General features: G+C 34.0%; 21 protein-coding genes. 8 read left to right on the top strand and 13 right to left on the bottom strand.

Going from position 1 to position 24,217, the window contains the following annotated elements; translation table 11 throughout:
* Window positions 1-2 precede the first annotated feature (2 nt).
* The gene (locus ACTHPI_RS06455; RefSeq protein ID WP_445353348.1) at window positions 3-848 is read right to left on the bottom strand and encodes a LysR family transcriptional regulator; all 846 of its coding nucleotides are present in this window, start codon (window positions 846-848) and stop codon (window positions 3-5) included.
* Between the two features lie 125 nt (window positions 849-973).
* Here ACTHPI_RS06455 and ACTHPI_RS06450 point away from each other — a divergent pair, with 125 nt between their 5' ends.
* Both ACTHPI_RS06450 and cls read left to right on the top strand, forming a co-directional pair.
* Window positions 974-3,247: an HAD-IC family P-type ATPase gene (locus tag ACTHPI_RS06450; RefSeq protein WP_445353347.1), complete on the top strand. Its 2,274-nt coding sequence runs from the start codon at window positions 974-976 to the stop codon at window positions 3,245-3,247.
* A 92-nt stretch (window positions 3,248-3,339) separates the two neighbouring features.
* On the top strand, window positions 3,340-4,824 hold the full coding sequence (gene cls / locus ACTHPI_RS06445) for a cardiolipin synthase (RefSeq protein ID WP_445353346.1): 1,485 nt from the start codon (window positions 3,340-3,342) through the stop codon (window positions 4,822-4,824).
* Between the two features lie 49 nt (window positions 4,825-4,873).
* Here cls and ACTHPI_RS06440 read toward each other — a convergent pair whose 3' ends face one another.
* The 12 genes from ACTHPI_RS06440 to ACTHPI_RS06385 all read right to left on the bottom strand — a co-directional run bounded on the left by ACTHPI_RS06440 (window position 4,874) and on the right by ACTHPI_RS06385 (window position 19,495).
* The gene (locus ACTHPI_RS06440; protein WP_445353345.1) at window positions 4,874-5,404 is read right to left on the bottom strand and encodes a GNAT family N-acetyltransferase; all 531 of its coding nucleotides are present in this window, start codon (window positions 5,402-5,404) and stop codon (window positions 4,874-4,876) included.
* 77 nt (window positions 5,405-5,481) lie between these two features.
* Window positions 5,482-6,303: a triphosphoribosyl-dephospho-CoA synthase CitG gene (citG, locus tag ACTHPI_RS06435; RefSeq protein WP_445353344.1), complete on the bottom strand. Its 822-nt coding sequence runs from the start codon at window positions 6,301-6,303 to the stop codon at window positions 5,482-5,484.
* 77 nt (window positions 6,304-6,380) lie between these two features.
* Entirely contained in the window at window positions 6,381-6,908 is a 528-nt protein-coding gene (locus ACTHPI_RS06430) for an adenine phosphoribosyltransferase (protein WP_445353343.1), read from the bottom strand.
* A gap of 108 nt (window positions 6,909-7,016) precedes the next feature.
* Complete coding sequence (gene recJ / locus ACTHPI_RS06425; protein ID WP_445353342.1) at window positions 7,017-9,287, bottom strand: single-stranded-DNA-specific exonuclease RecJ; 2,271 nt, start codon at window positions 9,285-9,287, stop codon at window positions 7,017-7,019.
* Window positions 9,284-9,985 (bottom strand): class A sortase, encoded by a 702-nt coding sequence (locus tag ACTHPI_RS06420; protein ID WP_445353341.1) that lies wholly within the window; start codon window positions 9,983-9,985, stop codon window positions 9,284-9,286. Before ACTHPI_RS06420 ends, recJ begins: the two co-directional genes overlap by 4 nt.
* Window positions 9,966-11,804, bottom strand: coding sequence for a translation elongation factor 4 (gene lepA, locus ACTHPI_RS06415; RefSeq protein ID WP_445353340.1), 1,839 nt, complete (start codon window positions 11,802-11,804; stop codon window positions 9,966-9,968). The genes ACTHPI_RS06420 and lepA overlap by 20 nt, the downstream gene beginning before the upstream one ends.
* A 111-nt stretch (window positions 11,805-11,915) precedes the next feature.
* Window positions 11,916-13,052, bottom strand: a complete 1,137-nt coding sequence (dnaJ, locus tag ACTHPI_RS06410) for a molecular chaperone DnaJ (RefSeq protein WP_445353339.1) — start codon at window positions 13,050-13,052, stop codon at window positions 11,916-11,918.
* An 84-nt stretch (window positions 13,053-13,136) separates the two neighbouring features.
* Entirely contained in the window at window positions 13,137-14,981 is a 1,845-nt protein-coding gene (dnaK, locus tag ACTHPI_RS06405) for a molecular chaperone DnaK (RefSeq protein ID WP_445353338.1), read from the bottom strand.
* A gap of 15 nt (window positions 14,982-14,996) precedes the next feature.
* Window positions 14,997-15,581 (bottom strand): nucleotide exchange factor GrpE, encoded by a 585-nt coding sequence (gene grpE / locus ACTHPI_RS06400; RefSeq protein WP_445353337.1) that lies wholly within the window; start codon window positions 15,579-15,581, stop codon window positions 14,997-14,999.
* Between the two features lie 14 nt (window positions 15,582-15,595).
* Window positions 15,596-16,642, bottom strand: coding sequence for a heat-inducible transcriptional repressor HrcA (gene hrcA / locus ACTHPI_RS06395; protein ID WP_445353336.1), 1,047 nt, complete (start codon window positions 16,640-16,642; stop codon window positions 15,596-15,598).
* 195 nt (window positions 16,643-16,837) lie between these two features.
* A complete protein-coding gene (locus tag ACTHPI_RS06390; protein WP_445353335.1) occupies window positions 16,838-17,989 on the bottom strand; it encodes a tyrosine-type recombinase/integrase in 1,152 nt (383 codons plus the stop codon).
* Between the two features lie 702 nt (window positions 17,990-18,691).
* Window positions 18,692-19,495 carry a helix-turn-helix domain-containing protein gene (locus tag ACTHPI_RS06385; protein ID WP_445353334.1) on the bottom strand — a complete coding sequence of 268 codons (804 nt, stop codon included), beginning with the start codon at window positions 19,493-19,495 and terminating at the stop codon, window positions 18,692-18,694.
* A 137-nt stretch (window positions 19,496-19,632) separates the two neighbouring features.
* On the opposite strand from ACTHPI_RS06385, the gene ACTHPI_RS06380 reads away from it, so the two are divergent.
* From ACTHPI_RS06380 to ACTHPI_RS06355, 6 genes are all read left to right on the top strand, one after another.
* Complete coding sequence (locus tag ACTHPI_RS06380) at window positions 19,633-19,887, top strand: XRE family transcriptional regulator (RefSeq protein WP_445353333.1); 255 nt, start codon at window positions 19,633-19,635, stop codon at window positions 19,885-19,887.
* A gap of 11 nt (window positions 19,888-19,898) precedes the next feature.
* The gene (locus ACTHPI_RS06375; RefSeq protein WP_445353332.1) at window positions 19,899-20,390 is read left to right on the top strand and encodes a hypothetical protein; all 492 of its coding nucleotides are present in this window, start codon (window positions 19,899-19,901) and stop codon (window positions 20,388-20,390) included.
* Window positions 20,335-20,637: a DNA-binding protein gene (locus ACTHPI_RS06370; RefSeq protein WP_445353331.1), complete on the top strand. Its 303-nt coding sequence runs from the start codon at window positions 20,335-20,337 to the stop codon at window positions 20,635-20,637. The genes ACTHPI_RS06375 and ACTHPI_RS06370 overlap by 56 nt, the downstream gene beginning before the upstream one ends.
* Before the next feature lie 160 nt (window positions 20,638-20,797).
* On the top strand, window positions 20,798-21,031 hold the full coding sequence (locus tag ACTHPI_RS06365; protein ID WP_445353330.1) for a hypothetical protein: 234 nt from the start codon (window positions 20,798-20,800) through the stop codon (window positions 21,029-21,031).
* Window positions 21,024-21,266 (top strand): hypothetical protein, encoded by a 243-nt coding sequence (locus ACTHPI_RS06360; protein ID WP_445353329.1) that lies wholly within the window; start codon window positions 21,024-21,026, stop codon window positions 21,264-21,266. Before ACTHPI_RS06365 ends, ACTHPI_RS06360 begins: the two co-directional genes overlap by 8 nt.
* Before the next feature lie 78 nt (window positions 21,267-21,344).
* Complete coding sequence (locus tag ACTHPI_RS06355) at window positions 21,345-22,922, top strand: hypothetical protein (protein WP_445353328.1); 1,578 nt, start codon at window positions 21,345-21,347, stop codon at window positions 22,920-22,922.
* Window positions 22,923-24,217 lie beyond the last annotated feature (1,295 nt).

Below are 24,217 nucleotides of genomic sequence, written 5' to 3'. Positions count from 1 at the left end.
ATCTAAAATAAATTAATTATTCTTTTTACTAATGGAGAAATCTGCCCTTTTCGCCATACTAATTCTAGATGAGTTTCCCAATTAACATGCTTCACTGGTATTTTACAATCTTGAGCATATAAATTAGCTATTGACTCTGGAACTAATGCAACTCCCATCCCCTTTTGTGCCCAAAGAATTGCAGTACGTGAGTCATCACATTTTACAGCATAAAAAGGTTTTAATCCTTGATGAGCAAAACTTTCATTAAAAATATTCTCAAATCTTCTATAAATTATTAACGGTTGTTTTACTAGTTCATTCAAAGTAATTTCTTGTTGCTCTAAAATTACCGGATTAATTGTAATTGCCATCATTTTTTCATTAGTAATTGTCTTACTATCAAGTCCTCGCCTATTAAAAGGTGTGCGTACTATTCCTAAATCAATAGTATTATTTGCCAATTTTTCTAAAACCCCAAATGTGTTCTCTTCATAAATATCGAAAGAAATATTAGGATAAAACCTTACCAATTGTTTAAATTTATCTGATGGTAATTCTCCAACTGAAGAAGATGCGGAACCAATTTTTATAGTTCCAAATTCTCCCTGGGAAGTTTTTTTAACTTGATCTTTTGCTGTTTCTGCTAAACCAACAATCTTTTCTGCATATGATTGTAATTCATGCCCCGCATCAGTTAGTTCTATTCCATGAGCAGTACGTACGAATAATTGAACATCGAGCTCTTTTTCCAATTGTTTCAACTGGTAACTTAATGGTGGCTGCGCAATAAATAAACGCTTTGCGGCAGCTGTGATTTGTTTTTCTTCGGCTACTGCTAAAAAATAGCGTAACTGTTTCAAATTCATAAAATTGTTTTCTCCACCTTTTAATATCAAATATTTATATAACGTTTATATTAATGAAATATTTCCCTGTTTGCAATATCTATGCTACTTTAGATAAGGTTACTTAATAAGAAAGGGAGTCAAAAATGGCTGAAAAAATTCATGGTCTAAGCCAACTCGAAGCAGAAAAACTACTTCAAAAAGATGGATTAAACGAAGTTCCTGAACCAAAGTACAATTTTTGGAAAGAATTTGTTGGAAAATTATGGAACTTATCTGCGTGGATCCTAGAAGGTGCATTAATTCTTGAATTTATTTTAGGAAAAAGAATTCAAGCCCTATTTGTATTAGCAATGCTACTATTTGCTGCTTGGAATGGTGCATCTAAGAAAAAACAATCCAGAAAAGTTTTAAATAATATCTCACATCAACTAACACCTACTGTTGCAGTTGAACGAGACGGTAAATGGATTAAACTCAATTCTAAAAAATTAGTCGTAGGAGACTTAATCAGTCTTCAACGAGGCGATGTGGTTTCAGCTGATGTAAAAATTATATCTGGCAATATGTCTTTTGACGAAAGTTCAATTACTGGTGAATCTGATCCTGTAAAAAAACATATAGATAGTGAAGCTTATGCAGGGACTACAGTAGTTGAAGGAAATGGTCTTGCAATTGTCACTGCAACTGGTAAAAACTCACGTAGCGGTAAAACAATTAATTTGATTAATAATTCAGCTGCTCCTGGTCACTTACAACAATTATTAACTAAAATTATTTACTATCTTTGTCTTTTAGATGGGATTTTAACTTTAGTAATTATTATTGCTAGTTTTATTAAAGGTGGAGACTTTGCAAACTTTATTGATATGTTGCCATTCTTGGCAATGATGTTTATAGCATCAATTCCAGTTGCAATGCCATCTACTTTTGCTTTATCAAATTCATTTGAAGCAACTCGTTTAAGTAAAGAAGGTGTATTAACAGCTGATTTAACTGGGATTCAAGATGCCGCAAATTTAAACTTGTTGCTTCTTGATAAAACTGGTACTATTACCGAAAATAAAACAAGTGTAGCTAGTTGGAATAATTTTTCAAATTTAAGTGATAATGAAGTCTTATCTTTGGTATCTGCTGCTATCGATCAAAGAAATAAAAGTATCATTGATGTGGCGCTTGATGAATATATTTTATCCAAAGGATTAGCTATTAAAAATCCAGATAAATTTGAACCATTTACTTCAAATACTGGTTATTCAATGGCTGAAGCTAATGGACATAATATTAAATTAGGAAGTTTTAAGCAACTATCATTAATTGACACAGATGCTAACACCAAAACTGCTAATATTGATTTTAAAGCTGGCCGTTCTGTAGCTGTCTTAATTGATAACAAGTTAGCTGGAGTTTTCATTTTACAAGATAAAGTTAGAAAAGACTCTAAACAAGCCTTAAATGAACTTAAAAAGCGTGGTATCCACCCTATTATGCTTACAGGTGATAATCAACGAACTGCTGCGGCAGTTGCTAAGCAAGTTGATTTAACTGGAGAAGTAATCTCAATTCATGACTTCAACAATAATGTTGATATTAAAGATTTAGCAGGTATTGCGGATGTTTTACCAGAAGATAAATTAAGAATGGTTAAGTTCTTCCAAGATAAAGGATACATAGTTGGAATGACGGGTGACGGCGTTAATGATTCGCCTGCCCTCAAGCAAGCAGAAGTGGGGATTGCAGTATCAAATGCCGCTGATGTTGCAAAACGCTCAAGTAAAATGGTACTTCTTGATGATGGTTTATCATCAATTATTAAAATTTTAGATGCTGGTCACCGTGTATATCAAAGAATGACCACTTGGTCACTAACCAAACTCGCTAGAACTGCTGAATTAACCATGCTATTGACTTTTGGTTATCTTTTCTTTGGATACTTGCCAATGGCTCTTAACGCAATGGTTATCTACACTATCATGAACAACATGGTAACCATGATGATTGGTACTGATCGTACACATATTACTTATAAACCAGAAAACTGGAATATGGCTCGTCTTGCTAAAATTGCCTTTTCATTAGCTGCTGGTTGGACAATCATTGGAGTTATTTTCGTATGGTATCTAAATACTCACGGTTGGAGTCACGGAACTGTTTCAACAATGGTATATGTATATCTTGTATTAAGTGCAATGCTGATTGTTTTAATTACAAGAACACGCAAATACTTCTGGCAAGATCATCCTTCTAAATTAGTTGGTATTGTTCAAATAATAGATGTAGGAATTACTTTTATTTTGGCACTTTGTGGAATTGCAATGGTCCAAATTTCATGGAACAATCTCTTAATTACAATTATGATTGCTTTAATTGCTGCTATTGTAATTGATCTAGTTTATCAACCAATCATGAAAAATAGATAATTATATGAAAGAAGATGTAGTTTTACATCTTCTTTTTTTGTAAGCAAATTTTAGGTAAAATAGACTTTGACAATAATTTAAGGGGGAAATTTATGATTTGGACATGGGATGTAATTCGCCACATCATCGAAATTTTATGGATAATTAACATTGCCTTTGCTATTTGGACAGTTTTTCGCTCTCGCCGCGACATTGCTTCAACTTGGGCATGGTTATTAGTATTATCAGTATTTCCAGGAATTGGTTTCATCATTTATTTATTTCTTGGAAGACAATTATCACATGATGAAATTTTTGCTATTAAAGATGAGCAAAAAAAGATCAAAAATCATTATTTAAAAAAGCAACATGAATTATTAAATAAGCATGACCTTTTACCAAGAGAGGATCAACAGCCTCGAGCCAGAATGATTACTGATTTAAATTTAAATAATGATGAAGCAATTTTAACATTTAACAATAATGTTGAAATTTTCACTGATGGGCCAAAATTATTTGATAATATTATTGAAAATATTAATAAAGCTACAGAATTCATTGATGTAGAATTTTATACTTTTTATTCTGATAATTTGGGCAAACGCGTTTTAAACGCATTAGAGCATGCACAAGAGCGCGGAGTTAAAGTGCGTGTACTTTATGATGTTGATGGTTCACGAGGCACTAAACCTCGATTTTTTAACAAATTACGTAGTTTAGGTGGACAAGCACAGCCCTTTATCTCAAGTTCTAGTAAATATAAAATTAGAACTCCAAGAATGAATTATCATCTTCACCGTAAATTAATAATCATTGACAGAAAAATCGGTTATATTGGTGGCTTTAATATTGGAGATCAATACGTTGATAAATCAACTAAATTTGGTCACTGGCGTGATACTCATATGCGTGTAGATGGACAAGCCCCAAGTATGATGGAAGTAAGATTTGCAATGGATTGGAATACTTCATGCCGTAAATCTCACTTACCAAGATATGATTTAACTTATTTACAAAATTTAGAAATCGCTCCACCTACTTCTTCAGAGCAAGTAGCAATGCAAATTGTTTCCTCTGGTCCTGATAATCAGAATTTTGCTATTCGAAGAGCTTATGAAGACATTATCGCAACTGCTAAAAAATATATTTATATTCAAACACCATATTTAATTCCTGAAACATCAATTCTTGAAGCACTGATTATTTCCGCCAAAAGCGGTGTTGATGTGCGCATAATGGTTCCATGTATGGCTGATCATCCATTCGTATATCGAGCAACTGAATATTATGCAAAATATCTAACCGAAAATGGTATTAAAGTATATAAATATAACAATGGCTTTATCCACGCAAAAACTATGGTAAGTGGATCAAATATCTCATCTGTAGGTTCTGCTAATCAGGATTATCGTAGCTATAGTTTAAATTTCGAAGTTAATAGTTTTAATTATAGTCCCCAACTTACTGCTAAATTGAAAGCTATTTTTGAAGAAGATTTAAAAGAGTCTACTTTAATGACTAATGAATATTTTGCAAACCAATCTAATTGGCGCAAATTTAAACAATACTTTTCAAGATTATTATCACCAATATTATAGTTTTTATAAAAAAGGGTTCTCATGCTTTAAAACATAAGAACCTTTTTACTTATTTATTTAATTGTTCATAAACATAAGATATTTCATCTGGACGGTAAACTCCATGAAGAGTACCAACTCTAGTAAAGCCCATCTTATCAATCAAGTGTTGCATAGCCTTATTATCTTCATGAGTATCAATTCTAATTGAATCAATATCTTGACGATTTTGTTTAATATAATTAATAACCTCAGTTAATAATTTAGTAGCATAACCTTTACCTGCATGATTTGAATGAATAGCAACTCGATGAATTACTAAATATTTTTCAGTATCAGTCAACCACTCACCGTCAAGTTCATCATACGAATGATCTGGAGACGGTACAATTGAAATTGCACCGACAGTTTCTTTATCCTTAGAAATTGCTAAGTATGCCCAACCATTCTCAATATCTTCTTTAATTTGATCTGGAGATGGATAGTCGCCTTGCCATTGCTCAACTCCATGTTCTGCCAGTTGGTTTGCACCATCTTTTAAAATTGCTATAATTTGATCAAAATCAGCCATAGTAGCCTGTCTAAGTTTCAAAATTGTCATCTCCCTTATTATTAACTCTATTATTGTACACAAAAAACTCTTCCTTGTAAAAAGAAAGTACTCAAAATTTAGTATTTTTATATAAAATTATATTCCAGAGCCATAAAAATTGTTACAATCAATAAATCAGCACATCCACCTATACTATAATTTTCTTGCTTAAAAATCACATTCAATTGATGTAAATACTCTAATCCTTCTCTTGACTGACAGCCACCTTTATCTAAAAATTGCTGCGAAGCTTGATGAAGCCAGGTTATCTTTTTTGCATCCCCTGAACGTTTAATAAAAGTGCTGTCATCGATTTTTGTAGCTAGTACCATTAACGTATCTATCAAACGTTCGTTAAGTGTACCTGGTCTATTTTTTAAATAAGGTAAAGATATATTTTCTACTACAGGATAACCCTCTTCAGCTAGTTGGCGAACTCCTCCTAATTTATACTTTAAATATTGCAATTCACCTGCTGTAGCATTATGTTGATTAAGTTTAGCAAAGTCATGTCTTACCAAATTGTGACACATTTTTTTAATTACAATAAAAGTATTCAAATTCCTTGGTTTAGCATAACTTCGAGCACAAACAAAAATCCCTAATGAAAAAATTGCCCCTTTATGTGTATTAACATTATTTGTAGCTTGGAGCATTTCTTTTTCTGCAATAATTCCTACTTGACGTAAACTAATAAACATTTTAGTCAAATCTTCTTCAAAAAAGTTTTCACCAATTTCAGCTGCTTTTTCTAAATATGGCTGTAAAGCTAAACTAGAATTAATAAAAGTAAAAACATCCATATCTAAATGAGAACCAGTATCTGCAGGATCTACCAATCCAGGTTTAGGTAAGGTTACAACTTCATATAACAAGGCTTTTAGCGCATTATTCACTATTTTTTTCATAATTTTCTCCAAAAAATAAAGCCCCAAGAAAATCTTCTTGAAGCTCTATTATTAAATTTCTGTTGATTATTATTTATTTAAGCACCATGATATTGAACTAAACTAAAAATGTCAAGTCCTGGTAACTTTTCACGACCTTTAAGGTCAGGCAATTCAATATAGAATGCTGCACCTACAAGCTCACCACCAAGATTTTCAATTAATTCCTTTGAAGCTCTTAAAGTACCAGCGGTTGCAAGCAAGTCATCACAAAGAACAACTCTTTGTCCTGGCTTAATAGCATCCTTATGCATTTCTAAACTGTTAGAACCATATTCTAAGTCATATGAAGCACGCTCAACTTCTCTTGGCAACTTATGTGGCTTTCTAGCTGGCACAAATCCTAAACCAAGTTCTGTTGCAACAGGGCATCCTACAATAAAGCCACGAGCTTCTGGACCTACAATTACATCTGCTTGTCGACTCTTAGCATATTCTGCTAATTCATGAGTTGCTGCGCGGAACAAATCTCCATCTTGCAAAATAGGTGTAATATCACGGAAAACGATACCCTTATTTGGAAAATCTTGAACGCTTGCAATATGTTCACTAAAATCAATTGCCATAAGAAGAAAAAACCTCCATTAATCTTTGTGTTTAAACCTAAACACCTTTAACTGTTATATTTTACCAAACTTTTATCCTAAAAGCATTAAAATAAACTTCTTTTTATCTTACTTTGAAAAATTATTGATATAATCAATCAATTGAGCAGTTGGCATTGTCCTTAATTGTCGAATAAACTTTATTTGTGATTGAGTAGCCATTAAATATTTTGATTCTGATAAAGATTTTTTAGCTGGATTTTTCTCTCCAATTAGCCTTCCATTATCCAATTTAACAAATCCTAATTCAAAAAATACTCTCAAAATAAATAAAACACTATCATAATCTAGCCCCAAATATGGTGCAACAGTTCGATAATTATCCGGAGTTAAATTTGGATGCTGATAAATATACTTCAACACTTGACCAAAATATGACTTATTTGGTAAAGATTCAACTGGTAACTGATCTAATAAAAATCTTAAATATAATTGTTGGTAATTTCGATTTAATGCCAAGTCTAATTCAGCCTGATTTCTAGGTGCATCTAATAAGACAGCTGTTTCATTATCTTGTTGATAATCTTGCACTAAATTAATTTTTTCTTTTTCTATTCCAAACCTACTTTGAACAAGTGGAATATTTTTCTTATCAAATAATAAATATCTATCAGCAAATCCCATTACATATTTTTCATTTCTTAAGTCAATAACTGGATTCTTAATAGCTAATTTAGGAGCAGAAAAATTAATTCCCTCAATTATTCCTTGTAAGTTACTCTTTCCCCTAAAAGTATTAAGTGACAGTTTTATAAAGATTTGGGTCATAAATGGTAATAGATTATTATTTAAATATCCCCTACTAAAACCAACAACTCTTAATTTTTTATTATTCTTTTCTGCATCAAATCTGACATGCTCTTCATTTTTGCCCATTTTTGTAAAATTAGTTATTTGCAAATTTGTAATACTAAAAATAGGTTGCGGATTACCAGTACCAAAAGGACCAACTTGCTTAATCTCCGTCAATAATTGCGGAGTTAAATTATCCATTGGTAATTCAAAGTCATAGTCTTTTACTTCAAGATCATCACTTGTATAAAAACTAGCTTCAAACTTATTGCGTAAGTTTACAATGTTATTTTCTTCAAGTGATAATCCGCATGCGAAGTCATGCCCACCAAATTTGGTTAAAATACTGTCTTTCAATGGTTCAAGAGCATTAAATAAGTTAAAACCCTTTTTTGAGCGACCAGAACCTTTAATTTCTCCAGTATCAGATTTAGTTAAAACAATAGTTGGCTTATGTAACTTTTCAACAAGTTTATTTGCAACTAAACCTAATACTCCTTCATGATATTCAGGATTATAAAAAACTAGAGTATTTTGCTTTTGCCAGCTGTTTCCCTTAAATTGTTTTAAACAATCTTGAAATACTTCAACAGTCAATTCTTTACGACGATTATTTAACTCTTCTATCTTGTTAGCAATTTTTTGTGCTTCAATATCATCATCTGCTAGTAGAAGCTGAACAGCTAAATTAGCATTTCCTAGCCTACCAACAGCATTTAAACGTGGCGCGATATTAAAACCTACGTCTTGCTCATCAATTGTACCTAAATTTAAACCGGCATTATTGATTAAAGCTCTTAGCCCGGGTCTGTCAGTTTGATTGAGAACTTCAATTCCTCGCTTAACAATGATATGACCTTCACCATTAACTTTAACCATGTCACCAATTGTACCAATCATTGCTAAGTCTAATAACTCAGGCATAGTATCATTCATCAGTTCTCTACAAATAGTGTAGGCAACTCCAGCCCCACAATAATCATCAAAAGGATACTTTTGACCAGGATAATTACAGTGAACTATAGCGTAAGCATCAGGCTTTTCATTTTGGAAAGTATGATGATCAGTAACAATTGTATCTACACCATTATCTTGTGCATATTTAACTTCTTCAATACCAGTTACTCCATTATCAACAGTGATAATTAACTGTGTACCATCAGCAACAATTTCTTTATATCTATCAATGTTAGGCCCATAACCATCTTTAAAACGATCCGGAATAAAATAATGTACGTCTGCTCCTAAAATGCTCAGAGTTTCAGTCATTATAGCAGTAGCAGTTATTCCATCTGCATCATAATCCCCATAAACGGTTATTTTTTCTCCAGAATCAATTGCTTTATTGATTCTATCAACGGCTTTTTCCATATCATGCATTAATAATGGGTCAGCTAGGTTCTCTTCACTAGCATTAAACCAAAAATTAAGTTTTTCATCAGTATCAATCCCTCGTAAAGAAAACAACTTAGCCATTATTGGGCTAAGTTGATATTTTTCTATTAAATCAGGATCTAATTTATTTGCTTTTCTTTGTTGCCACTTCATTGTTTTAACTTAAACACCTGCAAATTCTTATTAGAAGCTTCTTCTGTTTTGACTAAATTACCACGAACTGCCCAGCGGTTAACTCCGCCATCAGCACATGTAATTAAAGTAACAATTGGCTTTTTGGTATTGTCAACCAACCACACAGCATATGGGCTGACTTTTTTCTTCATATATATTTTATATACATAAACTTTCTTTAAGTCAGTCAAATAAATCAATTGCCCCTTCTTACTATCTTCTAATGGTGAAAATAAGACACCTTGAGCAGTCATATAGTGACCAGCTATAGCGTAATTTCCTTTCCCCATCTTCTGATTAGCTCTCATAGTACCGCCTCCAGTGGCCATAGCACTATCTGACAAGCCTAACATAACTGGGAGATACATATTTACTTCTGGAATAGCCAAAGCACCGATAGCATCTGAAGTATCCTTTACTTTAGACCGCGTTACTTGTGCAAAATCAATTTCTTTAACTTTATCAAAATCAAACATCCCTTTCTTTTTTTGGTTCTGTTCGACTTTTTTGACAGTTAAACTACTCAATGCTTTAGATTGATTCTGTTTAACCATTTGGTTTCTAATTTGTTTATTAAAAATTAAAACCAAACCAACAATTAATAAAATTATTGCAGCAATCCTAATTATAATTGTTGAAATATTTGTTTTCTTCTTGTTACTTTCCTTTGATGTCATCGTCATTCATCCTCAATACGGCCATAAATGCATCTTGTGGAACCTCAACACGTCCAACGGCCTTCATACGCTTTTTCCCTCGCTTTTGCTTTTCAAGAAGCTTAGCACGACGATCTGGATCTCCTGTGTGAATCTTCCAGGTAACATCTTTACGATACGGCTTTATAGTTGCACGAGAAATAATTTTAGCTCCAATTGCACCTTGAATATCAACTTCAAAGTTTTGACGTGGAATAAGTTTCTTAAGAAGAGAAGTCATTTGACGAGCACGATTTTGCGCTTCATCACGATGAGCAATAAAGCTCAAAGCATCAATCGGTTCCTTGTTAAGTAAAATATCAATCTTAACTAAATTGGTTGCACGATATCCTGTAATCTCATAATCAAGAGAAGCATACCCCTTAGTTGATGACTTCAAATCATCAAAGAAGTCAAAAATTATTTCTGCCAAAGGAATATTATAAATTACATTTACACGGTATTTATCTAAATAATCCATAGTAACGAATTCACCGCGCTTATGTTGACAAAGTTCCATCACAGGACCAACAAAGTCATTCGGAACCATAATTTCTGCTTTAACATAAGGCTCTTCTACTCGTTCATATTCACCAGCATCTGGTAAATCTGAAGGATTATCAATAACCTTAGTAGTACCATCATTCATAATTGCGTGATAATCAACTGATGGAGCAGTCATAATTAAATCCAAATCAAATTCTTGCTCAAGTCGTTCTTGCACAACATCCATATGAAGAAGTCCAAGAAAACCACAACGGAATCCAAATCCTAAAGCTGTTGAAGTTTCTGGTTCAAACTCTAAAGCTGCATCATTTAGCTGTAATTTTTGAAGAGCTTCTTTTAAATCATCATACTTTGCGTTATCTACTGGATACATCCCAGAAAATACCATTGGTGGAATTTGACGATAACCTGGAAGTGGTTCTGCAGTTGGATTTTCTGCATCAGTAATAGTATCACCAACTCGAGTTTCACGAACCGATTTAATATTTGCGGTTAAATAACCTACATCTCCGGCTACTAGAATATCTTTTTTAACTGGATGAGGGCTAGATACACCTACTTCAGTAACTTCATATTCCATTCCAGTATTCATAATACGAATTTTATCTCCTGGCTTTACTGTTCCTTCTTCAATTCTTACGGAAAGAACAACACCACGATAATCATCATACTTTGAATCAAAAATCAATGCCTTAAGAGGTGCTTGTAAATCACCACTTGGTGCTGGAATATCTTTTACAATTTTTTCAAGCATTTCTTCAATTCCAACACCAGTTTTTCCAGAAACTAAAGCTGCTTCTGATGCATCTAAGCCAAGCATTTCTTCGATTTCTTCTTTAGCATTATCTGGATCTGCAGAAGGCAAATCGATTTTATTAATAACTGGTAAAATTTCCAAATCATCATCAATAGCTAAATAAGTATTTGCTAAAGTTTGAGCTTGAACTCCTTGAGAAGCATCAACAACTAAGAGTGCACCTTCACAAGCAGCAAGCGACCTAGAAACTTCATAAGAAAAGTCAACGTGTCCTGGAGTATCAATAAGGTGAAAAATATAATCTTCACCATCTTTTGCATGATACTTTACTTCTACAGAGTTCATCTTAATAGTAATTCCACGCTGGCGTTCAAGTGGCATATCATCAAGCATTTGATTCTTGAGCTGACGCTCAGATACTGTATCTGTTAACTCAAGAATTCTATCAGCAATTGTTGATTTACCATGATCAATATGCGCTACGATTGAAAAATTACGAATATGTTTTTGATAATCTTTTAATTGTTTTAAATCCATATAATCACATGCCTTTACATTTCTATCTTATCTATTATATCAAGTGGGAAGCTAGTAGGCAAAAATCATAAAAAATGCCTTAATGCCATTTATCGACATTAAGGCAAAATTTTATTTCAATTTATCTTTTAAACGTTCAAAGAAACCTTTTTCCTGTGGTGAAATATTACCACCGCCAGCTTTAACAAAGTCAACTAAGGCTTCTCTTTGTTTTTCATTAATTGATTTTGGAATTTCAACTTGAACTGTTGTTATTTGATCTCCATTACCATTTCCACGTAGATATGGAACACCTTCACCATGCAAAGTAAATTTCTTATTAGGTTGTGTACCTGCTGGAATTTTCAACTTGGTATCACCATGAACTGTTTTGACATTAATTTCATCACCCAAAGTAGCTTGAGCAAATGAAATTGGGATAGTGGTATAAATGGTATTTCCACGTCTTTCAAAATATTTAGATGGCTTAATACGATAACTAATGTATAAATCACCATATGGACCACCATTTCGACCAGCTTCCCCTTGACCTTCATAACGAAGCTGCTGACCATTATCAATTCCTGCTGGAATTTCAACTTCAATAGTATTCTTTCTATCTACAGTTCCTTCACCATGACAGGTCTTACATGGATGTTCAATAATTACCCCTTTACCATGACATTTGTCACAGATAGTTTGACGGCGAATAGTACCAAGCATAGATTGTTGCGTTACAGTCATGTAACCTGTTCCGTGACATTTATCACAAGTAATTGGATGAGTTCCTTTTTCTGCACCGGTTCCATCACAAGTTGAACAGGTTTCACTACGAGTATAACTTACTTGACTCTTCTTACCCTTGATTGCATCCATAAAATCAATAGTTAAAGTATAATCAAGGTCTTGACCACGTTGTGGAGCTGTTGGATCAACTTGTCTTTGGCTTCCACCACCAAAGAAATCATTAAATATATCACCAAAATCGCTAAAACCGCCGAAGCCTTGACCACCATAAGACTGTCCTGAGCCAAAGCCACCTTGTCCATTTACACCAGCTGCACCAAATTGATCATATTGCGCGCGTTTTTGCTTATCATGCAATACTTCATAAGCTTCGTTAACTTCTTTATACTTTTCTTCAGCACCTGGTTCATGGTTTAGGTCTGGGTGATACTTCTTAGCAAGCTTACGATATGCCTTACTAATTTCTTGATCACTAGCACTGCGATCAACACCAAGAACTTTATAGTAATCTTCTTGTGCCAATTTATTAAACTCCTCGCTATTTAAAAGAAAAGAACTACCCATAAGCAGTTCTTTTCTTTACAGGTTATTTAAATTATAAACCCATTACTTGTCTGGGTCTACCTTATGGAATTCTCCATCTTGAGCGCCACCATTATTTTGACCACCATCTTGAGGGCCTTGAGGTCCAGCTTGACCAGCTGCACCTTGTGCGCCACCATTTTGTTGATAAAGCTTAACAGCTAAATCTTGAGCAGCTTTAGATAATGCATCCTTCTTTTCCTTCATAGCATCTAAGTCATTATCTTTTTGTGCCTTCTTAAGGTCATCTAAAGCTTCTTGTACCTTCTTAGTATCTTCTTCTGGAACCTTATCCTTAGTTTCCTTCAAAGTCTTTTCAGTAGTGAAGATCAATTGATCAACTTCGTTTCTGAGGTCAACTTCTTCTTTACGCTTCTTATCTTCTTCAGCGTGTTCTTCAGCATCTTTTTGCATCTTTTTGATTTCTTCATCTGACAAACCAGAAGAACTCTTGATAGTAATCTTTTGTTCCTTACCAGTACCCATGTCCTTAGCAGATACATTTACGATACCATTCTTATCAATGTCGAAAGTAACTTGGATTTGTGGAACACCACGTGGTGCTGGTGGAATATCTGTCAATTCAAAACGACCTAAAGTCTTGTCATCAGCTGCCATTGGACGTTCACCTTGAAGTACGTGAACATCTACTGCTGGTTGGTTATCTGCAGCAGTTGAGAAAATTTGACTCTTTGAAGTTGGGATAGTAGTGTTTCTATCAATTAACTTAGTGAAGACACCACCCATAGTTTCAATACCAAGTGATAATGGAGTAACATCAAGCAAAACGATGTCCTTAACATCACCTGAAATAACACCACCTTGAATTGCTGCACCTAAAGCAACAGCTTCATCAGGGTTAATTGAGTGGTCAGGTTCCTTACCAGCCCATTCCTTAACAGCCTTTTGAACTGCAGGAATACGAGTTGAACCACCATTTAAGATAACCTTATCGATGTCATTTACAGTTAAATCAGCATCCTTCAAAGCATTGTCAAATGCAACCTTAGTCTTTTGAACTAAATCGTCAGTTAATTCATCAAACTTAGCACGAGTAAGATCTGCTTCAAGGTGCAATGGACCTGCTTCACCAGCTGAAATAAATGGAAGAGAAATGTGGGTTGATGAAACTCCAGATAAATCTTTCTTAGCCTTTTCAGCAGCATCCTTTAAACGTTGAAGTGCCATCTTATCCTTAGATAAGTCAACACCATTTTCATTCTTAAAGTTTTCAATAAGCCAATCCATAATGCGCTTATCAAAATCATCACCACCAAGGTGAGTGTCACCATTAGTTGACAATACTTGGAAGACACCGTCACCTAATTGCAAGATAGAAACATCAAAAGTACCACCACCAAGGTCATATACAAGTACTTTTTCATCATTTTCATCTTTATCAAGGCCATAAGCTAAAGCACTAGCAGTTGGTTCGTTAATAATTCTTTGAACATTAAGTCCAGCAATCTTACCAGCATCTTTAGTTGCTTGACGCTGAGCATCGTTGAAGTAAGCAGGAACAGTAATAACTGCATCAGTAACTTCTTCACCTAAGTAATCTTCCGCAAATTTCTTAATGTATTGTAAAATAAATGCAGAAATTTCTTGAGGAGTGTAATCCTTATCTCCTACCTTAACTTTGTAACCATCTTCACCCATGTGACTCTTAATAGAAACAATAGTATTAGGGTTAGTAATGGCTTGACGCTTTGCAACGTCACCTACTTGAACTTCACCATCTTTAAATGAAACTACAGATGGAGTAGTACGATTACCCTCTGGATTTGTAATAATTTTAGGTTCTTTACCTTCGAGTACTGCAACTGCTGAGTTAGTAGTACCTAAGTCAATACCAATAACTTTTGACATATATATTTACCTCTCCTATTGAGCTACAACAACCATTGCTGGTCTGAGTGTTCTATCCTTATATTGATAGCCTTTTTGTAAAACTTGAACAACATGATCTTTTTGATCATCATTTTCAGCTTCAACTGTTTGAACAGCTTGATGAACTGCTGGATCAAACTTAACATTTTCAGCTTCAATTTCAACAATATCATGATCTTTCATGGCCTTAACAAGTGAATCAAGTGTCATTTGAACACCTTTCTTCAATTGCTTAGAAGCTTCATCATCAGCTTCAACACTTAAAGCACGTTCCAAGTTATCCATAGCTGGCAAAACATCTTTTGCCAAAGATTGTGATTCATACTTAATAAGTTGAGCACGTTCTTTTGAATAGCGATTTTGCATATTCTGAATTTCAGCTTCACTTCTTAAATACTTATCTTCAAGTTCTTTATTTTTTTGCTTTAATTCGGCAAGTTCTTTTTCTAGTTTCTTGCTGTTATCCTGCTTTTCTTCTGCTTTTTCATTTACCTCTTTTTTGGCTTTATCAGTTTCAGAAGTATCAACAGTTTTTTCTTTATTTAATTCTTTTTCAGTTGGAAATTCTTCTTTACTCACGGCTGGCCTCCTTTTTATTGAAATTTACCATAATAATCGAGCAATTTCTTGGCTAGCTCGTTTCTAAAATACTCTAATAATCCAATCATTTGCGAATATGGCATATTCGTCGGACCTAATAATGCAATTGTTCCTTTACCATGACTACCTACACTATATTCAGCAGTAAGCAGACTATAATCTTTAAGTAATTCATTCGGAAGTTCTGATCCAAGCCTTACTTGAACAGGAAAGTTATCCTCCTCATTACTCTTACTTAAATTCATTAAGTCTGAAATCAAATCATTATGACCAACTAATTCATACAATGAACGAATATTTTTAACATTATCTGTTGCATTGTTGAGCAAATTAATTTGCCCGTCAACATACATTTGTTCACTGGCAGCATCTTTAATTACATCTTCTACAAGTTCTAAAAGCTCACTTGAATGCTCACCTGCAAGATCACTTGTAGACAACGTTTTTAGCAAACTTGGTGTAATTTCTTTTAGATTTTTTCCCACCAGCTTATCATTAATCATTCGAACTGCTTTTTCAACTTCATCCCCATGAATATTATGAGGAAGAGTATAGACCTGATTCTGAACATTACCGTCACTAGTAACAAGAATTGCCATTACCTGTCGATTGGATAAAGGTACAATTCTAAATCCAGTTACAGTAACACTATGCGTTTCAGGACCTTCCGCAAAAGCTGTATAGTTAGTCAAATCTGATAAAATTTTAGCAGCTTCTTGAACAATTTCATTCACTTGATGAAATGGTCTGTCTAACTGATAGACAATTTTATCATAGACTGAATCCGGTAATTGCAATGGCTCAACCAAGTTATCAAGATAATAGCGATATCCTTCACTTGATGGAACTCGTCCGCTTGAAGAGTGGGTCTTTTCAATTAATCCCTGCTCTTCTAGAACTGCCATCTCATTACGAATCGTTGCACTTGAGTACTTGATAGGCAATTGCATCATCACTGTCTTTGAACCTACAGGCTCATGAGTCTGAGTAAAGTCCTTCATGATTGTTTTTAAAATAAGTTCTTGACGTTCGGTCAACATAAATATCGCCCTCACTTTTAGCACTCTTAACTCTTTTGTGCTAACAAATACTATAATACCAAAAATTAGCAGATTGTCAAGAGGAGTGCTAATATAACCTGAAACCCTTGATATAACTAGCTTCATCAGCACCAGTCTAGAATTTTGCTACCTTTTATTGCTACTCATCAGTAAATAAAGTGTATTTATTAAGTGTTAAACACCTTTCATAGTATTGGCAAAAATATCTGCCGTTGCCTTTGATTTCTTATCTGATAAGTGAGTATAAATATCTAATGTCGTATCAATGGAGCCATGCCCTAACTTCATTTGAATTTGTTTAGCTGTTGCCCCATTCTCATACAAGATAGAAGCATGAGTATGCCTAAATCCGTGTACATTGATACGCTTAATACCTGCCTTTTCAGCAATTGACTTGTTCCAAACATAAATATTATTACGTCTTAACAATCGATTATCACGATTAGGGAAAAGAAGCTGTTTATTATTCATTGGATTAAGTCCCATTAAATATAGATCGTGTTGCTGTCTCTTTCTCCATTCGCTTAGATATTTCATTGTTAAGCTATCAAGTGCGATAACTCTAAAACCGTTATAAGTCTTTGGGTCGTCAATCTTGGGGCGGTCTTTTTCTCCACTTGATAAAGTTTTAGAAATAGTCACAGTATTCTCATTGAAATCAATATCCGACCAGTTAAGAGCTAAGCCCTCGCCTATTCTCATACCTGAAAAGGCTAAGAGCCTGAAAAACATAAACCATTTAAAATGTTTGCTTTTTGCTGTTTCCAAGAATGTATTTAATTCACTTGGCGTATAAATTTTATGCTCCTTATGTGTTTTTCTTTTACGTGGCTTTTCTGCTCTTTTCATTGCATTCTTTTCAACTAGATCAAGCTTTAAGCCATAGTCTAGAACCTTAGCCGAATACATATATAAAGCCTCAAAAGTAGCATACCCACATTCTTTATACCACTTGTTAACAATCTTCTGACAGTATACAGGTGTTAGCTTCTTAATATAGATGTTGCCTAAATCCTTTAAAATATGATTCTTGAAATACTTTTTAACATTGAAATAGGTGGACTCCCTGACATTTTCTTTATAAGAAACTAGCCACATTTCATATAAATCTTTGAACTTGTAACTCTTTTCTTGCTCCTTGTTATATGTGCCGTCTTTGAGTTCCTGAACAATCTTGTTATAAGCCTTTTCTGCCTCTTCGTAGGTGTCAAAACGTTTTCTCTCTTGCTTAGAGTTCCCAGTGAGTGGGTCTTTACCTGTATAAATAGAAAACTTATAGCCTATCTTACCTTTACCTGTCTTATATTCTTTGATTTTACTATTCATGTTTAAACCTCTTTCATACTTGCAGGGCGTGCATTGTGCTAATCAAAGGTTTTTAATGAATAATTGCATCCCTTTTTGGTAGGGATGTTATTTAGTTTGGAATAGAGAGTACTTTTGCGTTGTACTTTTTAGCGTTAACGCTGTTTTGTACGTTTTTCGCTTGATATTGCTACATTTTGCAGGTAAACGCAAATCTGCGTTGTCTGTTTGCTACTGATTTAACATGAAGTAACTATTTGTTATCCCATCTCATCAGGTAAAGAATTAACGAGCGTATTTTTGCGCTGGTTGAGGTCACTTCTGAGTGACCTCAAAATATTCAACGAGTCCATTTTTGGACTGGGCTATATAACACTACTATAAATATATAAGAATCCAATTTTGGATCGTGACAGTATCAAAGAGCACTTTTGCGCTTTGAGGTCCTTTCGAGGGACCTAAAAATAAACAAGGTTAATCTGATTGACCGAGAATAAGCAACACTTAACGTAACTATTCGTTACTTTTGCCGAATGTCAGCAATCACATAGCAAGTAACTAGGTCACCTAAAAGTTACCCTGTTGGTTATCGCCCCCAACGATAACGAAATATAAGCAACTATTAACGAGGTATCTAAAAGGTTACCTCGTTGGCTATAACCCCCAGTGATAACGATTAACAACCGTACAACCTTGTACGCTCATAAAAAAGCTTATGTGGCGCTATTCGGTGGGTGAGTTAGAAGCATTTTTATTATTTTCAATAAATTCCTTAACTTTTCCATCTTTTATATCTTGTAAAAAATGCTTTTTGTTATTTTCAAGGTCTTCTATATATGAGTCGAAAAAATCTTCCGCATCATCTTCATTCATAGCTAGAAGTAAAGCATTATTGTAAAAGGTATTAATCTGTTTAAGTCTATCCATATATTTATCCCTGTAATATATACCAATATCAGTTTTTAAACTAGCCAACATTTCGGTATCTATCAACGGTATTATGAAAGATTTAATTTCCTTTATTATCGCCTCTTGTTCTTGGTCAGAGGGGGTATATTTCAATTGATTTAATAGCCTTACTAATCGCTTATCGTTAAGCAAAAAAGAAAAGTATTTTTTAAAAATTGATTGATTATTTTTATTCTTTAATTTCTCCTTACTTTTAGACCGCACCAAAAATTCTTCTAACCATTCATACAGTACTACACTCTTGTACTCGTCACTTGTCCCTTCATTAGAATCTTTATCCCAATTTTCGGAAGCCTCTAAACAAAATTTATCTAACAAATCAAATAAAGTATTTTTGGTATCATCGGTAACCTCACTAAAATCTGGCTCAAAACCTTGTAAATAAGGCACAGTTACACCGAAATAGTCAGCGAGTTTCTGCCACGTTTCTAGTTTAGGTTCACGTTTGCCGTTTTCGTACTGACTTATTGCTTGTTGCGTTAAACTTAGTGCGTTCGCTAATTCTTGCTGATCTATTTTATTCTTTAATCTTATTTTTTTTATTCTATTTTTCGTCATTCCCTTAGCCTTTACTTAATCAACTTACACATTTTATATTACACCATCAACTAGCAAAATGACATCACAAAACGTTGTAATGCTATTTTTTGTGTGTTATACTTCAAAATGTGATATGAATAAAAGGAGGTCAAAACATGCAATTAAACCAAAAGCACGTGCTTGCAATCAAGCGTAAACGTGGCGAGTTAAATTTAAACATTGCTAACCTAGCTAAACAAGTTGGGGTAAGTCGTTACACTATGACCCGTGTTATTAACCATAGTGATGACAATTTCACTTCTACCACTGTTAAAAAGCTAAATAACTGGCTCATTGACCAGTACACAGCGGACGACAAGGCAGAACTAGCAGAAGTTGTGCAAGACAATCAGCAAACAGTTAAGGGCTAGGAGGTCAATTATTGACAATTAGACTAAAAGACAAGGTGCAGGAGTTAACACCAAGTGAAAAGCTGGTATATAGTTTCTTACCTCGTGGCAATATGAATGCCGTATCACTTGAATATTTAGCAAATGTTACCCATCTTTCAACTAGGGCTATCATCGACATAATTAATAGATTAGTTATGTTAGGGCTACCTGTTGCAAGTTCTCAAAGTAACGGCAACGACTCAAAGAGCGGATATTACAAATATTCAAGTATTGATGAGTTTGAATCTGATATTCATACAATCGAGGGCAGATTAAAAACCACCTCCCAGAAGTTGAATGCTAAACGTACAGCGTTAGCTATAATGGGCGATGATTTTTTCAAAGATGATATACCAGTTCTTGCAGGTCAAAACACCGAGCAACTAGAATTTAAGTTTGTTTATCACAGTAAAGGAGAAAGTAATAATGCAATTGATGTTAGATCAAGAATCAACAGCAAAGATTCAAGAATTAGTAATTAATGCCGTCAATAGTGCTGTTAAGAACGCAAAAGACGAGCGCCCATACTTGAACCGTCAACAAATGGCTAAATACATGGGTGTAAGTCCTGACACTATAACCCACTGGGCTAACATGGGTATGCCTGTTGCTACCTTATCCGATGGGCGCAAGTTGTACGGCAAGAAAACAGTTACCGAATGGCTAAAAGACCATGAACGCTCCAAGGGGCAAAACAAAAAAGCCCCAACAATTCCGATAATGGAATAATTGGAGCCACAAACAAAAAAACGAAAAGTGAAATTATTAAGCGACATGAACGATAAAATAAAACGCTTAAAAAATCATTTTTCGTTTTAAGTATATCACATTAGCGCAGGGCTTGCATTGTGGTAATCAAAGATTTTAATTTTTTAAGGAGGAATAAAACATGTTTTCAAAAGAATTTGAAGAAAATGATAAAAAGATGACTAACAACATTGAAGAATTGAAGCAACTTATAGAAACCGCCGAAAATGACGGCTTTACTGTTATAGATGGTAAAGAGTACGGCTCGGCTCATATTTGGCGTGAGGTTGCAGAAATTGCCCTTGAACTAGCAAACGAGCAAGAATGGTTTGACCGTGATTATGAAAGAGAAAACGGAGGTGCAGGCAATGAGTAAAGAAGTAACAATCTTGGATTTATTAAGCAAACGTGACGACTTAGAGATAGTAATAAATCATCTAGAAGCAATCAGTGACATTATGCACCTAGTTGCAGAAGATATTAAGCAATACAGCAGAGATACAACCAACAAGCTTGAATTTCTACTCGGTAGCATTCTAGACGAAGCGAGTACCGTTTATGAAGCTCAAAAGCTACTAGATCAAGTAGCACGGGAAAAAGAAAACAAGTAAATAAGATTAAGAAAGGCACGTAAGGGGTGGCGTAACTACCCAACGTGCTTTTATTTTTGAAAAATGAGGTGCTTAATTATGCCAGAAGATTCAGAATACATTTTAATTATTCCTTGCAAAATCTTCCGAGTAACTAAAAGACCTATTTTAGTATTGTTATGTGGCGAAATATCAGGGCTTTATGAAAACTATGATGAAGTTAAAATTACTAATTCTAAACTTGCACAGCGATTTAATAAAAGTGAATCATATATAAGGCACTTAATACCTGAACTTGTAAATTTAGGACTTATAACCTGCATAACAACACAAGTAAGCTACAACAAAAGAGAACGTAAAATCGTACCTACTCCCCTAATTTTGCGAGACAAGACAAAAGACGGTAAGTTTGCAGGTAAATATTTACTTATACCCTCATTTGTCCGCGCTGATTTTAGACTAAAAAAAGGTTCTATAATTCTTTTTGGTGCCTTGTTTGCAATCCAAAAGAAGCAAGAAAAGATATATGAAGATAAGTACGACGATTTAGCCTCTATAAACGCTCTAAGCATTGAAACTACTACAACGGAGCTAATGGAGCTTACTCCATTTAGTAGACAAACTATAAGCACTTACTTAAAAGATTTAAGTGAACACGGCTACTTTAAGGAGTACAAAACAAGTAAAGCGAATGGTAAAGGTATTCTCTTAGAAATGAAATCCGAGCAAGAATTAAAAGACATGCTTTACAAAGAGCATGTTAAAAACTCAGCCAAAACTTCTTCTAGCCAAAAAGAGCATGTTAAAAACCCAGCCAAAATTTCTTCTAGCATGTTAAAAATCGCTCCAACGCATGTTAAAAAACCAGCCACTAGCATGTTAAAAAGTCAGCACATAGAACAAACTAATAATAAATTATTAAAAAATGGATATAAGAAAAAAGAGCAACGCGCAAAAGGCGTTACTCCATGTACCTCTAATTTAACTGAAAAACCTACCCCACTAACTGAACCACAAAAAATAGAGTTTTTACCAAGTTTAGAAGATATACCACCAGAAGCAGCATATTCATTTTCTGATATTAATGAACTCAATGAATTATATTCTAAACCACACCAAGTGCATAACTCAAACAGTTCTGCGAATAGTGGTTCAGGAGAAAGCGAGGATAATACGAATACACAAAATAGCCCACTAACTGAAAGCGTCCAAGTATGGAGCAAGTTAATTGATGAAGTAAACCAAATAGACACTTCTAAACCACAAAAAGAGCAGAACTTAAACAGCACTGCGAATAGTGGTTCAGGAGAAAAGCATAAAACTAATACCAGTGCCTCTATTGCTACTAAGAAACATGAAAGCAAGTTTCCTGTTTATGATTCAAATGACCAACTTAATTTCGTTACACAGAAAATGTATTTATCTAGAATAATAAGCGGAAACGTTAAAGAGGCTACTGTAATTGATGAAAACAATGCTAAATTACAGGAAGATGAAACATTAGAGTTATTAAAATCAGTCTTAGAAGCTCACTACTCGCTTTATGACTTTGAAAAGATTATCAAGAAAATTGTAGCAGATAAAAAGAAGCTTGATATTGTTGAAGTGCTGACAGATACAAAAAACGGTGTTTATGATGATTTACTAAACAAAAATATAAATAAGTCTGCAGGGTAAAAAATGCCTTGCAGGCTTTTCTATTGCTCTAACTAGATCAAGACCGTTAAATATTAAGCAAGTAGCAAACTAATACCAATGCTACTAATGGCAACGCTTGAAGCCACCTACTCCATTGCTGATAATTGCAATATTCGGCGAAAAAGAAGCCTGATACACCTTGAAAAATCAACACAGTAGCAAACTAAGCTCATGCCACTAATGGCAATACTTGAAGTAACTCAATTCATTGCTGACAGCCTTTATAAATCAATAAAGAGAATCGTTTTGACTCACTAGGTATATTTACCCTTTCAGCAATCAAAACACGCACAGGGCTTAAATGTCAGTTATGCCATGTACTAGAAAAGACAGCCCTATAATTGGAACTGTCCCAGTTTGGATATTGTATTGATTGATTATTCATAGCCTAGAAATTAAATTAAGGGTGCTAGAATCGTTTTAAATGTCATTTGAGTATAATTACACTAGATTGATAATAAAATGCTTATATCGTAATTATTAGTTACTTATGTTGTATTGAATCATGATAGCAAGATACTTATTAAAGTATTGCCTATTTATAATATTTTGGTAAGTATTACAGCTTTAATTATCAAAGTAGTATAATTACACTAAGCAAGAATAAAAACGCTTATACGGCAAAAAACAACCTTAAAAAGGATAATGCTATAAATGTGCCTCCCTCCCACAGGAATATATAAAGCTGATTCACTGTTTCAGGGACTTAGTTAATTTGTGCCTCCCTCCCAGTAGAAAAAATATAACTCCATCAGAAAAATAAACAGTAAGCCCACTCAATTTAGAGCAGGGCTATTATTTTGCATTTATTTTGTAAATCACGTTCTAATATTTATACTTGTATATAATTAAGTAGCTAAATCAAATATATGCCCTCCAACTCCTTGTTACACATGGAACACACCACTTTTATTATTGCTGATTCATTTAATAAAAGCCCGTATTTTTCATGACACTAACAAGCACCGAATAGGATTAGATGAACTCAAATATTTACAAATACAATTGTTAACTTATGGAGTAGTTAAAATGTTAAAAACTCAGCCAAAACTTCTTCTAGCATGTTAAAAATCGGTGCCAGCAAGTTATATATTCAACTTTTGCCACCTCCAAAAATCAGCAAGCCTAAAATATTACTCCCTCATAGCATTAAGCCTAGTTTGCACATTGATTTATTGATAAAAAGAAGCTCCTGCCGTCTGCTCATATTGCACACATGGACTGTTAAAAATTAAAGACGTGAAAACAAAAAAGACAGCCCCACAATTGGAACT

The organism is Lactobacillus sp. PSON (assembly GCF_052615405.1).
The sequence above is the reverse complement of the archived record's forward strand: the minus strand, read 5'-3'. Positions and strand labels throughout refer to the sequence as shown.

Excerpts from the sequence above, each read along its gene's own strand:
- ACTHPI_RS06455 (WP_445353348.1), bottom strand. The coding sequence starts at position 848 with ATGAATTTGAAACAGTTACGCTATTTTTTAGCAGTAGCCGAAGAAAAA.
- ACTHPI_RS06450 (WP_445353347.1), top strand. The coding sequence starts at position 974 with ATGGCTGAAAAAATTCATGGTCTAAGCCAACTCGAAGCAGAAAAACTA.
- cls (WP_445353346.1), top strand. The coding sequence starts at position 3,340 with ATGATTTGGACATGGGATGTAATTCGCCACATCATCGAAATTTTATGG.
- ACTHPI_RS06440 (WP_445353345.1), bottom strand. The coding sequence starts at position 5,404 with ATGACAATTTTGAAACTTAGACAGGCTACTATGGCTGATTTTGATCAA.
- citG (WP_445353344.1), bottom strand. The coding sequence starts at position 6,303 with ATGAAAAAAATAGTGAATAATGCGCTAAAAGCCTTGTTATATGAAGTT.
- ACTHPI_RS06430 (WP_445353343.1), bottom strand. The coding sequence starts at position 6,908 with ATGGCAATTGATTTTAGTGAACATATTGCAAGCGTTCAAGATTTTCCA.
- recJ (WP_445353342.1), bottom strand. The coding sequence starts at position 9,287 with ATGAAGTGGCAACAAAGAAAAGCAAATAAATTAGATCCTGATTTAATA.
- ACTHPI_RS06420 (WP_445353341.1), bottom strand. The coding sequence starts at position 9,985 with ATGACATCAAAGGAAAGTAACAAGAAGAAAACAAATATTTCAACAATT.
- lepA (WP_445353340.1), bottom strand. The coding sequence starts at position 11,804 with ATGGATTTAAAACAATTAAAAGATTATCAAAAACATATTCGTAATTTT.
- dnaK (WP_445353338.1), bottom strand. The coding sequence starts at position 14,981 with ATGTCAAAAGTTATTGGTATTGACTTAGGTACTACTAACTCAGCAGTT.
- hrcA (WP_445353336.1), bottom strand. The coding sequence starts at position 16,642 with ATGTTGACCGAACGTCAAGAACTTATTTTAAAAACAATCATGAAGGAC.
- ACTHPI_RS06390 (WP_445353335.1), bottom strand. The coding sequence starts at position 17,989 with ATGAATAGTAAAATCAAAGAATATAAGACAGGTAAAGGTAAGATAGGC.
- ACTHPI_RS06385 (WP_445353334.1), bottom strand. The coding sequence starts at position 19,495 with ATGACGAAAAATAGAATAAAAAAAATAAGATTAAAGAATAAAATAGAT.
- ACTHPI_RS06380 (WP_445353333.1), top strand. The coding sequence starts at position 19,633 with ATGCAATTAAACCAAAAGCACGTGCTTGCAATCAAGCGTAAACGTGGC.
- ACTHPI_RS06370 (WP_445353331.1), top strand. The coding sequence starts at position 20,335 with ATGCAATTGATGTTAGATCAAGAATCAACAGCAAAGATTCAAGAATTA.
- ACTHPI_RS06365 (WP_445353330.1), top strand. The coding sequence starts at position 20,798 with ATGTTTTCAAAAGAATTTGAAGAAAATGATAAAAAGATGACTAACAAC.
- ACTHPI_RS06360 (WP_445353329.1), top strand. The coding sequence starts at position 21,024 with ATGAGTAAAGAAGTAACAATCTTGGATTTATTAAGCAAACGTGACGAC.
- ACTHPI_RS06355 (WP_445353328.1), top strand. The coding sequence starts at position 21,345 with ATGCCAGAAGATTCAGAATACATTTTAATTATTCCTTGCAAAATCTTC.